General features: G+C 66.4%; 12 protein-coding genes. 11 read left to right on the top strand and 1 reads right to left on the bottom strand.

Annotation, left to right across the window (positions count from 1 at the left end; translation table 11 throughout):
• Window positions 1-69: 69 nt before the first annotated feature.
• Both J2X92_RS05625 and J2X92_RS05620 read left to right on the top strand, forming a co-directional pair.
• On the top strand, window positions 70-273 hold the full coding sequence (locus J2X92_RS05625) for a YdcH family protein (RefSeq protein WP_055796321.1): 204 nt from the start codon (window positions 70-72) through the stop codon (window positions 271-273).
• Entirely contained in the window at window positions 270-2,327 is a 2,058-nt protein-coding gene (locus J2X92_RS05620) for an ATP-dependent DNA helicase (protein ID WP_307574096.1), read from the top strand. Before J2X92_RS05625 ends, J2X92_RS05620 begins: the two co-directional genes overlap by 4 nt.
• An 81-nt stretch (window positions 2,328-2,408) precedes the next feature.
• On the opposite strand, the gene J2X92_RS05615 is transcribed toward J2X92_RS05620, so the two are convergent.
• Complete coding sequence (locus J2X92_RS05615) at window positions 2,409-3,215, bottom strand: outer membrane protein assembly factor BamD (protein ID WP_307574095.1); 807 nt, start codon at window positions 3,213-3,215, stop codon at window positions 2,409-2,411.
• Window positions 3,216-3,271: 56 nt separating this feature from the next.
• Here J2X92_RS05615 and J2X92_RS05610 point away from each other — a divergent pair, with 56 nt between their 5' ends.
• The 9 genes from J2X92_RS05610 (at window position 3,272) to hisS (ending at window position 13,241) form a co-directional block, all read left to right on the top strand.
• Window positions 3,272-4,255 (top strand): RluA family pseudouridine synthase, encoded by a 984-nt coding sequence (locus tag J2X92_RS05610; RefSeq protein WP_307574723.1) that lies wholly within the window; start codon window positions 3,272-3,274, stop codon window positions 4,253-4,255.
• 127 nt (window positions 4,256-4,382) lie between these two features.
• Window positions 4,383-5,234: an SMC-Scp complex subunit ScpB gene (gene scpB, locus J2X92_RS05605; protein ID WP_307574093.1), complete on the top strand. Its 852-nt coding sequence runs from the start codon at window positions 4,383-4,385 to the stop codon at window positions 5,232-5,234.
• Window positions 5,231-7,039 (top strand): pseudouridine synthase, encoded by a 1,809-nt coding sequence (locus J2X92_RS05600; protein ID WP_307574091.1) that lies wholly within the window; start codon window positions 5,231-5,233, stop codon window positions 7,037-7,039. Before scpB ends, J2X92_RS05600 begins: the two co-directional genes overlap by 4 nt.
• Window positions 7,040-7,190: 151 nt before the next feature.
• A complete protein-coding gene (ndk, locus tag J2X92_RS05595; protein WP_055796338.1) occupies window positions 7,191-7,616 on the top strand; it encodes a nucleoside-diphosphate kinase in 426 nt (141 codons plus the stop codon).
• Window positions 7,617-7,634: 18 nt separating this feature from the next.
• Window positions 7,635-8,786, top strand: coding sequence for a 23S rRNA (adenine(2503)-C(2))-methyltransferase RlmN (gene rlmN / locus J2X92_RS05590; RefSeq protein ID WP_307574089.1), 1,152 nt, complete (start codon window positions 7,635-7,637; stop codon window positions 8,784-8,786).
• Between the two features lie 4 nt (window positions 8,787-8,790).
• Window positions 8,791-9,648 carry a type IV pilus biogenesis/stability protein PilW gene (pilW, locus tag J2X92_RS05585; protein ID WP_307574087.1) on the top strand — a complete coding sequence of 286 codons (858 nt, stop codon included), beginning with the start codon at window positions 8,791-8,793 and terminating at the stop codon, window positions 9,646-9,648.
• Window positions 9,641-10,642 carry a helix-turn-helix domain-containing protein gene (locus tag J2X92_RS05580; protein WP_307574086.1) on the top strand — a complete coding sequence of 334 codons (1,002 nt, stop codon included), beginning with the start codon at window positions 9,641-9,643 and terminating at the stop codon, window positions 10,640-10,642. Before pilW ends, J2X92_RS05580 begins: the two co-directional genes overlap by 8 nt.
• Window positions 10,639-11,916: a flavodoxin-dependent (E)-4-hydroxy-3-methylbut-2-enyl-diphosphate synthase gene (ispG, locus tag J2X92_RS05575; protein WP_307574084.1), complete on the top strand. Its 1,278-nt coding sequence runs from the start codon at window positions 10,639-10,641 to the stop codon at window positions 11,914-11,916. The genes J2X92_RS05580 and ispG overlap by 4 nt, the downstream gene beginning before the upstream one ends.
• 14 nt (window positions 11,917-11,930) lie before the next feature.
• The gene (gene hisS / locus J2X92_RS05570; RefSeq protein ID WP_307574082.1) at window positions 11,931-13,241 is read left to right on the top strand and encodes a histidine--tRNA ligase; all 1,311 of its coding nucleotides are present in this window, start codon (window positions 11,931-11,933) and stop codon (window positions 13,239-13,241) included.
• Window positions 13,242-13,245 lie beyond the last annotated feature (4 nt).

Here is a 13,245-nt window from a genome sequence, read left to right as displayed (position 1 = left end):
CGGGAGGTCGAACCAGGACGTATTATCGAGTGAACACGAGCTGCGGCGGAATAGGTCGCATCGCCAACGTTGGACTCCAATCTTCATTCCCTTTCCCGCCAATTGATCGAGCTGCGCATGGAGCATGCCGACCTCGACGCCACCATCGACCGGCTGGCCGAGGCTTCGCCGCAAGACGAACTGCTGCTGCGCCGCCTGAAAAAACGCCGCCTTGCGCTGCGCGACCAGATCGCGCGGCTCGAAAACGTGCTCGATCCAAGAGAACCCGCGTGACCGAAACACTCGAGGACAAGGTGCGCGACGCCTTCGCGCAGGGAGGCGTCCTGTCCCGCGCGGCCGAGCAGTTCCGCGAGCGCGCGGGACAAACCGAGATGGCGCTGGCCGTTGCGCGCACCATCGAAGAGGGCGGCGTGCTGGTGGTCGAGGCCGGCACCGGCGTGGGCAAGACCTTTTCATACCTCGTGCCGGCCTTGCTGAGCGGCGAGCGTGTGCTGTTGTCCACGGCCACCAAGACGCTGCAGGACCAATTGTTCGGCCGCGACCTGCCGCGCCTGGTCGAGGCGCTCGAACTGCCGGTGAGAACGGCGCTGCTCAAGGGCCGTGCGAGCTATCTGTGCCTGCACCGGCTCGACCTGGCGCGCCACGACGCCTCGCTCCCGGAGCGGGGCAGCCTGCGAACGCTCGCCAAGATCGAGCAATGGTCCAAGGCCACCCGGACCGGCGACCTGGCCGAGCTGCCAGGGCTGGACGAGCGCTCGCCGCTCATTCCCCTCATCACTTCGACGCGCGAGAACTGCTTGGGCGCGCAATGCCCGCAGTTCAAGCCCTGCCACGTCAACCTGGCGCGGCGCGAGGCGCTGGCGGCCGACGTGGTGGTCATCAATCACCACCTTTTCTTTGCCGATCTTGCGGTGCGCGAAACCGGCATGGCGGAGCTGCTGCCCACGGTGAGCGTGGTCGTGTTCGACGAGGCCCATCAGCTCAACGAAACCGGCGTGCAGTTTCTTGGGGCGCAACTCGGCAGCGGACAGGCGCTCGACTTTGCGCGCGATCTGCTCGGCGCGGGCCTGCAGCATGCGCGCGGGCTGGTCGATTGGCAGCAACTGGTGGCGGGCGTCGAGCGTGCTGCACGCGAGCTGCGCCTTGCGGTCGGCAAGCAGTGGCCCGGGACCAAGCTGCGCTGGGTGGGCCCGGCGCCCGAAGGCATCGACCCGACCCTCTGGCAGGGTTCGCTCGATGCCCTGCAGCACGCGTTCGAACAGGCGGCGGAAGGGCTCGATACCGTCAGCGAAATTTCGCCGGATTTCGTGCGCCTGCACGAGAGGGCGCAGCAGCTCGCCACGCGTGCGGCGCGTTTCGCGCTGCCCTGCGAGGTGGAGTCTGTGCGCTGGGTCGATGTGGGGACGCAACTGCGCCTGGTCGAATCGCCACTCGACATCGCCGAAGCCATGCGCACGCGCGTGCTCAAGATCGATCAGGACAACCGGAATGCTTACGGTGAAGAGGAAGACAGCCGTGCGGGGCCGGAAGATAGCGGCCGCGCCTGGGTCTTCACCTCCGCCACGTTGGGCGACGAACCTACGCTGCGCTGGTTCACCGAACCGTGCGGCCTGCGCGATGCCGAGGTGCTGCGGGTGCAAAGCCCCTTCGACTATGCAGCGCAGGCCGGGCTCTATGTGCCGCGTGTTTTTCCCAAGCCCAACGATGCCGCGCACAGCGTGCGCGTGGCCCAGTTGGCCGCGCGCGGCGCTGCCGAGCTTGGCGGGCGCACGCTGGTGCTGACGACCACGCTGCGTGCCTTGCGTACTATCGGCGACGAGATGAAGCAGCAGTTCGAGCGGCTCGAAGCCGACGTGCGGCCCGAGGTGCTGGTTCAGGGCGAACTGCCCAAGCGCGTGCTCATGGACCGCTTTCGCGAAGGCGCGGAAGGCGGCCGCACCGGCTGCGTTCTGGTGGCCTCCGCGTCGTTCTGGGAAGGCTTCGATGCACCGGGCGATGCACTGCAATTGGTGGTGATCGACAAGCTGCCGTTTCCACCACCCAACGATCCGCTCGTCGAGGCACGCTCGCAGCGGCTGGAGGCACAAGGGCGCAGTTCGTTCAGCGACTATTCGCTGCCCGAGGCGGCAGTAGCGCTCAAGCAGGGGGCAGGGCGCTTGATCCGCCGCGAAACCGACTCCGGGGTGCTTGCGATCTGCGACACCCGACTGGTTGCCATGGGCTATGGCCGGCGGCTGCTGGCCGCACTGCCGCCGATGCGGCGGCTGGAGAGCGAAGCGGATTTCGAGGCGGCCATTGCCGAACTGAAGAATTCTCTGTCGGCCTGAAGAAGACCACGGGTCGTCGCAGTCGCGCCTGACCGATCGGGACGAAGAAAAAGCCCCGAAGGGCTTTGTCTTTTTACCGGATTACCAGACCTTCCACCACGGATCGTCCTTGCCCTTGAAGCCGCGCGCCAGGTACTCGCTCTGCGGGTAGTTGGTGGTCAGTACGCGCTGGGCATCGTCGCGCAGGTCCTTCATGCCGAGCGCATCGTAGGAGCGGACGATGATGTACAGGGCTTCTTCGAGCGCGGGCACTTCGCGGTAGTCGGACAACGCAAGCTGTGCCCGGTTGATGGCAGCGAGGTAAGCGCCGCGCGAGTAGTAGTAGCGCGCCACGTGCACTTCATACTGGGCGAGCGAGTTCACGATGTAGTTCATGCGCTGGCGCGCATCGGGCGTATAGCGCGAGTCGGGGAAGCGCGTCGCCAGTTCCTTGAACGACTCGAACGATTCCTTGGCGGCCTTCTGGTCGCGCTCGGACAGGTCCTGGCGCGTCAGGAATGCGAACATGCCGAGGTCGTCGTTGAAGTTGATCACGCCCTTCAGGTACAGCGCGTAATCGAGCGCCGGACTGGCCGGGTGCAGCTTCAGGAAGCGATCGATGGTGGCAATGGCATTGGCCTTTTCGCCCGACTTGTACTGGGCGTAGGCCTTTTCGAGCTGGGCCTGCTGCGCGAGCGGCGTACCGGCGGCGCGCCCTTCGAGCTTCTCATAGAGCGGCACGGCCTTGTCGTAGGCGCCGGAACCGGCTTCGTCCTTGGCTTCCGCATAGATGCGGTTGGGGCTCCAGTTTGCGGTCTTGTCGACGCTGGTGGAGGAGCAGCCGGCTGCAAGCAGCGCTGCCGCGCTGAGCGCGATCCAGGAGGGGACCGATAATTTGGCGCGAAACATCACATACGGCTTTCGTGAAACAGTTGCCCTCAATTATATCGACCGACCCCCTGGACATTGCCCCTGACACGGCCGAGGTCGATGAGGGCGCGGATCCGGTCGAGCCCAGCGAATTGCGGCCCTTCGCCATAGGGGAGGCCGAACACGGCCTGCGGCTGGACCGCGCGCTGGCCGCGCTGGTGCCCGAATTTTCTCGCAACTATCTGCAACAGCTGATCGATGCCGGTGCCGTGGAGCTCCAAGGCCGCACGGTGCTGAAGGCTTCCGCCACGGTGCGTGCCGGCCAGGCCGGGCGCATTGAACTGCGGCCCACCCCCCAGAGCCAGGCGTTCCGGCCCGAGGCGATGGACATCGTCACGGTGCACGAGGACGAGCACCTGCGCATCGTCGACAAGCCCGCCGGCCTGGTGGTGCATCCGGCGCCGGGCCATTGGAGCGGCACGCTGCTGAACGGCCTGCTGGCGCTCGACCCCAAGGCTTCGCTGCTGCCGCGCGCGGGTATCGTGCACCGGTTGGACCGCGACACCAGCGGGCTGATGGTCGTGGCGCGGACCCGGGCTGCCATGGATGCCATGGTGGCGCTGATTGCGGCGCGCGAAGTGAAGCGGCAGTACCTTGCCATCGGCCACAAACCCTGGACAGGGGCCGCGGCCCGCCAAGTGGACGCCCCTATCGGCCGTGATCCGCGCAACCGTTTGCGCATGGCCGTCGTCGATCTGGAGCGGCACGCAGGCAAGACGGCACGCACGCTCATCGAGCGTCTGGACAGCATTGCAGAGGGCTGCGCCGTGCGGTGCACCCTCGAAACGGGTCGAACCCACCAGATCCGTGTGCACATGGCGTCGATCGGGCATCCGCTGGTTGGCGACGCCCTCTACGGAGGCGCGCCGGCTGCGGGTCTGGAGCGGCAGGCCCTGCATGCTTTCAGGCTTGCGTTCGTGCATCCCGTCACGCAGGCGGCGATGGAATTTCGCTCTCCTCCGCCGGCCGATCTCGTCAATGCGTTACAGGCCTGGGGGCTGGATTACAATCGCGCATGACGGCCCGAGGGCCGCGCCGGCCACCCCGATGCCGGCCTTGCGTTGCACTCGCCGCGTGCCGGCAGCGCCTTCTTCCATCCTTCTGAACAAGCGTCCCTGAGACGCCTTTTCCCGGATAACGCGAACCATGAATACGGCGGATGCCAAGCGCATTCTCGAAACCGCCTTGATCTGTTCGAGCCAGCCGCTGCCAGTGCGCGACATGCGCGTGCTGTTCGACGACGAGCTGGGCGTGGACACCATCAAGGTGCTGTTGCTTGAATTGCAGGAAGACTGGGCGCAACGCGGCCTGGAGCTGGTGAACGTCGCCAGCGGCTGGCGCTTTCAAAGCCGGCCCGAGATGCGCGACCACCTCGATCGCCTGCATCCCGAAAAGCCGCCGCGCTACACGCGCGCCGCCCTCGAAACGCTGGCCATCATTGCCTACCGCCAGCCGGTCACGCGCGGCGATATGGAAGACATTCGCGGCGTCACCATCAACTCCCTCATCCTCAAGCAGCTCGAAGACCGCGGCTGGGTCGAGGTGATCGGCCACCGCGAAACTGTCGGGCGGCCCGCGCTCTACGCGACCACGCGTCAGTTTCTCGATGACCTCGGCCTCGGCTCCCTTGACCAACTGCCGCTGATCGAAACTCCGGCCCAGCAGGCGGCGTTGGTCGATGCGCTCGACCAGGCCTCGGGTAACCAGCCAGGCTTGCCGATGGAAATCGCCGGCGAGGCCGATGACGATGCTTCCGCCGTCACCGAACCGGACTTGGAGGCAGATACCGAACTTGCGCTGCCTCCTGCCGAGGCTCCCGAAGCGGTCGAAGCCCTCGAGGCTGCCGCTGCGCAATTCGCGGAAGACGCGGCTCGCACCGAAGAGCCTGCAGAAATCCCGGCTCTCCCGGACGTCGGGCTCCCCGCCGAGCTCGAATCCGAAGTCCCGTCGTCCGACGAGACCGATCCCCACGCTGTTTTTCCCGGAAAAAACCAATGAGCTCCTCCGACATCGACGACGCGGCCATCGTGCCAGTCCCGCCTGAAGCCGATAAAAAAGACGGGGAGACGACGAAAGCGTCCGGCCAGCCTTCGGACGCGGGTGCGGAGGCTCTGCCCGCGTCAGGGGGGGAGGGGGAAGCTCCAAAGAAGCGCCGTCCCCGCCGGAAGAAGACCGCCGAGCAGGCCGTAGAGGGTGAAGCTGTGGCACCGGTGGCCGCCGAAGCTTCCGAACCCGTGGCCGATGCCGCCCCGGTCACTGCGCCAGTCGCCGACGCGCCGGCCGAGCTTGCCGAGCTTGCCGCTCCCACCGTAGCCACCGAACGACAAGCGCCCCAGGAACGCCGTGCGGAAGAGCCTGTTCGCACCAGCAGCCAGGACGACGGCGACGAAGAAGATGAAGAAGAAGAGCCTGACGAGGAAGAGGACGACCTCGACCGCGCACGCCGGGCTGCCGAACGCGAGCAGCGCAATGCGCCGCCGCCCGAACCCATCCGCTTCGCGGACGTCATCTCCGGCCAATTCGACGCCGACGAAGAGAGCCCCGAGGTTCCGCCGCTCAAGCGCGTGCTGCTGCCCGAAGCCGATTCGCCCAAGCTGCACAAGGTGCTGGCGCAAGCGGGCCTGGGCTCTCGCCTCGAGATGGAGCAGCTGATTCTCCAGGGGCGCATCTCGGTCAACAACGAGCCGGCCCACATCGGCCAGCGCATTCAATACGGCGACCAGGTCAAGATCAACGGCAAGCCGATCCGCTACCGTATTGCGCCGCCTCCGCCGCGCGTCATTGCCTACCACAAGCCCGTCGGCGAAGTCGTCACGCACGACGACCCGCAGAACCGACCCACGGTGTTCCGCAAGCTGCCGCGCCTTCAGCAGGGCAAGTGGCAGTCGGTCGGCCGGCTCGACCTGAACACGGAAGGCCTGCTGCTGTTCAGCAGCTCCGGCGACCTGGCCAACCAGCTGATGCACCCCCGCTTCGGCCTGGAGCGCGAATACGCGGTGCGCGTGTTGGGCGCGCTCGATGCCGAGGAAAAGAAGCGATTGCTCGAAGGCGTTCGGCTCGACGACGGCATGGCCCAGTTCGGCACCATCGAAGAGGGCGGCGGCGAGGGTTCCAACCACTGGTACCGCGTCACCATCTCCGAAGGCCGCAACCGCGAAGTGCGGCGCCTGTTCGAATCGGTGGGCCATGCAGTCAGCCGCCTGATCCGAATTCGCTACGGTGCCATGGTGCTGCCGCGCGGCCTGAAGCGCGGCGCGTGGATGGAACTCGACGAGCGCGACATCAATGCGCTGTTCCAGGCTTCGGGCGGCGGCGCGCCGCGCCCACAGCAGCAGCAACAGCGTGGCCCGGGCGGCCAGGACGGCGCTGGCGGCGGACGGAACGGCCGCAACAAGAAGCGCCGCGGCAACCGCAATGCCGGCGGCGGGCAGGCGCCGCGCGATGAAAACCGCGAGGCACCCATTCCGAATCCGCTCGGCGACGGCCGGCCGCCTCGGGGCGACCGCGGTGGGCGCGCCAACCGGGGCGGTGGTGGTGGCGGCAACGCAGGAATGCCCCCGCAAGGGCGCCGTGGCAACAACAACAGCAATCGTGGCAATCGCCAGGGTGAGGAGCGTCCGCCGAGCGGCGCGAACCAGCCCGATCCGATGAAGACCTCGCTCGGCTACATCGGCGCCGACAGCTTTTCGCGGCAGCGCAAGGAACAGCGCCAGGGACCTGGACGCCGCGGCGGCGGCCCCTCCGGCGGTGGTTTTGGCGGTGGCGGTGGCGGGTCGGGCGGAAACCGGCGCCGCGGCCGCTGAAAGCCAGCAGTCCAACGCAGCCTTTCGCTGCGTTTTCACCAAAGCCGGCGCTTGCGCCGGTTAAAATCAGAGGCTTTGTCGACTGACGATGCAACTTATTCGTTGCATTTGTGACAAATCACTTCAAAATCAAAGCTCAGGAAGCACTTCAATGGCTATCGAACGTACCCTCTCCATCATCAAGCCCGACGCCGTCGCCAAGAACGTCATCGGCAAGATCGTTTCCCGCTTCGAAGCTGCCGGCCTCAAGATCGTTGCCGCCAAGCTGGTGCATCTGTCGCGCAACGAAGCCGAGCAGTTCTACTCGGTCCACAAGGAACGTCCGTTCTTCAAGGATCTGGTCGAGTTCATGATTTCCGGCCCCGTGTTCGTGCAAGTGCTCGAAGGCGAAGACGCCATCGCCAAGAACCGCGACCTGATGGGCGCCACGGACCCCAAGAAGGCGGCTCCCGGCACCATCCGCGCCGACTTCGCCGACAGCATCGACGCCAACGCCGTGCACGGCTCCGACGCGCCTGAAACCGCGGCGAACGAAGTAGCTTTCTTCTTCGCCGGCCTCAACGTCTACGCGCGCTAAGCGCACCCTGCTGATTTCATGAACACGGCCAACCTGCTCGAATTCGATCTCGAGGGGCTGGCTGCGTTCTGCGAAAAGCTCGGCGAGAAGCGGTTCCGCGCCACGCAACTGTTCCGCTGGATCCACCAGCGCGGCGCCAGCGACTTCGCCCAGATGACCGATCTGGCCAAGTCGCTGCGCGAAAAGCTCGCCACCACCGCTCGCGTCGAGGCACTTCCTGTCCTCACGCAGCACGAATCCAAGGACGGCACGATCAAGTGGCTGTTCGACGTCGGCGACGGCAATGCCGTCGAAGCCGTATTCATTCCCGAAGACGATCGCGGCACGCTGTGCGTGTCGTCTCAAGCTGGCTGTGCGGTGGGTTGCCGCTTTTGCTCCACGGGGCATCAGGGCTTCAGCCGCAACCTGAGCACGGGCGAAATCGTCGCCCAGCTTTGGTTTGCCGAGCATTTCCTGCGCAAGCACCTGAAACGCGATGAGCGCGTCATCTCCAACGTGGTGATGATGGGCATGGGCGAGCCGCTGCAGAACTACACCGCTCTGGTGCCTGCGCTGCGCACCATGCTCGACGACAACGCCTACGGCCTTTCGCGCCGCCGCGTCACCGTATCGACCTCCGGCGTGGTGCCGATGATCGACCGCCTGGGCACTGACTGTCCCGTGGCCCTGGCGGTGTCGCTGCATGCGCCCAACGATGCGTTGCGCGACGACCTCGTGCCGCTCAATCGCAAGTATCCGATCGCCGAACTGATCGAGGCCTGCAAGCGCTACCTGGCGCATGCGCCGCGCGACTTCATCACCTTCGAATACTGCATGCTCGACGGCGTCAACGACCAGCCCGAGCATGCGCGGCAGCTGGTGGAACTCGTCCGCACGCACGGCATCTCGTGCAAGTTCAACCTGATTCCGTTCAACCCGTTTCCGGCCTCGGGACTCCTGCGTTCGCCGCAGCCGCGCGTGCTGGCCTTCGCCAGGACGCTGAGCGAAGCGGGCCTGGTGACCACCGTGCGCAAGACGCGCGGCGACGACATCGATGCCGCCTGCGGACAGCTGGCCGGCGACGTCAAGGACCGCACCCGCGCGGCCGAACGCATGGCACAGCGCCGCGTGGTGTCGGAGCGCCCCGTCGTTTTGCATCCGGTTCGCAAGACCACCCCCCAGGAGCATTGACCCCATGAGCATGGCCTTTCCGATGGCGACCGCGAGCGCACAGCGGCTGCTGGCCGCAAGCGTTGCCGGTGTCGCCGTGGCGTTTTTGCTCGCGGGCTGCGTTAACACGCGCACCACCACCACCAGCCTGGCCGATACCAGCTCCGCGGGCAAGGGGGGCGAGATCGTCACCGAGTCCGACGAGTCCAGCCGGCAGCGCCGCGCGCGCCTGCGCATGGAACTGGCCTCGGGATACTTCGAGCATGGCCAGAACACCGTGGCACTCGACGAGATCAAGCAGGCTCTTGCCGCCGACCCCAACAACGCCGATGCCTACAACCTGCGCGGCCTTGTCTACATGAGGCTGGAGGACGCGGGCATGGCCGAAGACAGCTTCCGCCGCGCCACTGCCATCAGCCCGCGCGATCCCAACGTGCGGCACAACTATGGCTGGCTGCTCTGCCAGCAAAACCGTTTCGGCGATGCGGCCCAGCAGTTCACCGCTGCTCTTGCGATCCCGAGCTACACGGACCGGGCCAAAACGCTCATGACGCAAGGCGTCTGCCAGCTCAGGGCCGGCCAGCGTCCGGAGGCGGAACGAAGCCTCATGCAGGCCTACGAGATCGATGCCGGCAATCCGGTGATCGGCCTCAACCTGGCTTCGCTGTTGGCGCAGCGCGAGGAATGGCAGCGGGCCCAGTTCTACATCCGCCGCGTCAACAACAGTCCTTCGGCCAATGCGGAAACGCTCTGGCTCGGCATCAAGATCGAACGACGGCTCAACAACCGCGAAGCTGTTGCGCAGTTGGGAGGACAACTGCAACGGCGCTTCCCGCAATCCCGGGAGGCAATCGCGTACGAGCGCGGGAATTTCAATGACTGAACGGGTTTCGGAGTTCGGCACTTCCGCGGTACTGCCGCTCGAGGAAGGCGACAACACGCACAAGACAGCCGGCGACATGCTGCGCGAAGCGCGCGAGGCGCACGGCCTGCACATCGAAATGGTGGCCGCGGCCCTCAAGGTGCCGCCGCAAAAGCTCATGGCGCTCGAGGCGGACGACATCGCCTCGCTGCCCGACCCGGTCTTTGCCCGGGCGCTGGCAAGCAGCGTTTGCCGGGCCTTGCGCATCGAATCCGCGCCCGTGCTCGCAAAGCTGCCAGGCGCGCAGCGCGCGCCATTGGCGGCGGCTGACCGCACGCTCAAGGGCAACGTCGTTTCCGGCACGCCGCGATGGAGCAGCGGCGCCCGCTCCACCGGACTTCCGTCGCGTCCGTTGCTGACGGTCGTGGCGCTGCTTCTTGCTGGCGCGGCCATCTTGTTCTGGCTGCCTCAATCGGTGTTCGACAAGGTCGGCGCTTCCGTGTCGCGCTGGACCGCCCGCGGCGACGGCGACACGAACTCGGCGGCCGAAACGCCCGCAGCCGCACCGGCCCCAGGCGGACCTTCGGTGGTCGTCGAAAACGCACCAGTCACGCCGGTGGCCCCTACAACGCCTTCAACGCCTGCATCGACGGCGACAACTGCCGCACCCGCGGCAACCGCTGCTCCCCAGGCCGCTTTGCCACCGGCCGGCACGAGCGCCGCTGCCGCCTCGGCAGCGTCCACGTCGGCCACTGCCGCTGCTGCCGGCGGCAATCAGCCGCTCGTCTTCATCGCGCGCGAAGAGTGCTGGATCACGGTCACGGAGGCTGGCGGCAAGCAGCTGCTGCGCCGCAGCCTGAAGGCGGGCGAAACGGTGGGTCTGTCGGGCGCGCTGCCGCTGTCGGTGGTGGTGGGCCGGGCCTCGGCGGTCGATGTGCAGGTGCGCGGGAAGCCCTACGATCTGAAGCCTGTCACGCGCGGCGGCGGCGTGGCGCGTTTCGAGGTGACATCGTGACCGACTGCACCCCACAACCCATCGAATCGGCGGCGCCCAAGGCGCGCCGTTCGCGCCAGGCCCGGGTGGTTTGGGGCGCACGCACCGTCACGGTGGGCGGCGACGCGCCGGTGCGGGTGCAGTCGATGACCAACACCGACACTGTCGATGCCATCGGCACGGCCATTCAGGTGAAGGAGCTCGCCATTGCGGGTTCGGAGATGGTGCGCATCACCGTCAACACGCCGGAGGCCGCGGCCCAGGTGCCCTATATCCGCGAGCAGCTCGACCGCATGGGCATCGACGTGCCGCTGATCGGCGACTTTCATTACAACGGCCACCGGCTGCTCACCGACTATCCGGCCTGTGCCGAGGCGCTCAGCAAGTACCGCATCAACCCGGGCAACGTGGGCAAGGGCGACAAGCGCGACCGCCAGTTCGGCCAGATGATCGATGCGGCCATGCGCTGGAACAAGCCCGTGCGCATCGGCGTGAACTGGGGCAGCCTCGACCAGGAACTGCTCGCCAGCCTGATGGACATCAACAGCCAGCGCGCCGAGCCGTGGGACGCCAAGCAGGTGATGTACGAGGCGCTGATCACCTCGGCCATTGAATCCGCCAAGCTGGCCGAGTCAATGGGCATGCCCGGCAACCAGGTCATCCTGTCGTGCAAGGTGAGCGGTGTGCAAGACCTGATCTCGGTCTACCGCGAGCTTGCCAAGCGCTGCGACTATTCGCTGCACCTCGGCCTCACCGAAGCTGGCATGGGCACCAAGGGCACGGTGGCCTCGGCCACGGCACTTTCCATCCTGCTGCAAGAAGGCATCGGCGACACGATCCGCGTATCGCTCACGCCGCAGCCGGGCGAGTCGCGCACGCAAGAAGTTCTCATCGCCAACGAAATCCTCCAGGCGCTGGGCCTGCGCGTGTTCGTGCCGAGCGTCACGGCCTGCCCCGGCTGCGGCCGCACCACGAGCACCACGTTCCAGGAGCTTGCCAAGCAGATCGACGACTACCTGCGCCTGCAGATGCCGGTCTGGCGCAAAAAGTATCCTGGGGTCGAGACATTGAAAGTGGCCGTCATGGGCTGCATCGTCAACGGTCCCGGCGAGAGCAAGCATGCCGACATCGGCATCAGCCTGCCAGGCACCGGCGAGGCACCCGCCGCGCCGGTCTTCATCGACGGCGAAAAGGCTCTCACGCTGCGCGGCGACAATATCGCCAACGAGTTTCACCAGCTCGTCGAAAACTACATCGAAAAGCGCTTTGGCGGCGAGCACGCTGCCCTGGCCTGAACCTCCGCAGACTCATGGCTGAAAAACTGAATGCCGTCAAAGGCATGAACGACATATTGCCGCCCGAATCGGCGCGCTGGGAGTGGCTCGAGGCCACCGTGCGCGACCTGATGGGCCGCTTTGCATACCGCAACGTGCGCACGCCCATCCTGGAGCACACGGCGCTCTTCGTGCGGGGCATTGGCGAGGTGACCGATATCGTCGAGAAGGAGATGTACTCCTTCCACGACCGCTCGGACAAATACGGCGACAACGACCACCTGACGTTGCGGCCCGAGAACACCGCCGGCCTGGTGCGCGCGGTGATCGAGCACAACATGCTGTACGACGGCGGCAAACGTCTCTGGTACACCGGCCCGATGTTCCGGCGCGAGAAGCCGCAGCGCGGGCGCTTTCGACAGTTCCACCAGATTGGCGCCGAGGCGCTCGGCTTTGCCGGCCCCGATGTCGATGCCGAGCTGATCCTGCTGGCCAACGCCCTGTGGAAGGCCATTGGCCTCACCGACGTTCGCTTGGAGCTCAACAGCCTGGGACAACCCGCCGAGCGCGCGCTGCACCGCGCCCAGCTCATTGCCCACTTCGAGAAGCACGCCGACAAGCTCGACGAGGACGGCAAGCGCCGCCTGCACAGCAATCCGCTGCGCATTCTCGACACCAAGAATCCGGCGATGAAGGAGGTGGTCGAGTCCGCCCCCCGGCTCATCGACTTTCTGGGTGCCGAATCGCTGGCCCACTTCGACGGCCTCAAGGCCATCCTCGATGCCAACGGCGTGGCCTACACCATCAACCCGCGGCTGGTGCGCGGCCTCGACTACTACAACCTGAGCGTGTTCGAGTTCGTCACCGATCGCCTCGGCTCGCAGGGCACGGTGTGCGCCGGCGGCCGCTACGACGACCTCATTGCGCAGATCGGCGGAAAGCCGGCGCCGGCCGTGGGCTGGGCCATCGGCGTCGAGCGCGTGCTCGACCTGATGAAAGAGCAGGGCGCCGCCATTGCAGCGCCCGTGCCCGACGTCTACGCCGTGGTGCCCGATGCCGCGGCCATGCCGGTGGTGCTGCGCACGCTGCAGCAGCTGCGCGATGCCGGTGTCCGCGTGCAGATGCATGCGGCAACGGTCGACGGCATGGGGAGCTTCAAGTCCCAGTTCAAGAAGGCCGATGCCAGCGGTGCCACCTACGCGCTGATTTTTGGCGCCGATGAACTTGCGCGCGGCGAAGTGACTCTCAAGTCGCTGCGCGACGGCAGTGGCGCGCAAACCGCTCGGCCTCTCGCCGAAGTGGCCACCTGGGCCGCCACCCTACAATCGCCGGCTCCCAACATCTGATACG

Source organism: Variovorax paradoxus, from assembly GCF_030811855.1.
GTDB lineage: Bacteria > Pseudomonadota > Gammaproteobacteria > Burkholderiales > Burkholderiaceae_C > Variovorax > Variovorax paradoxus_L.
This window is presented reverse-complemented; position numbering and strand designations above follow the sequence as displayed.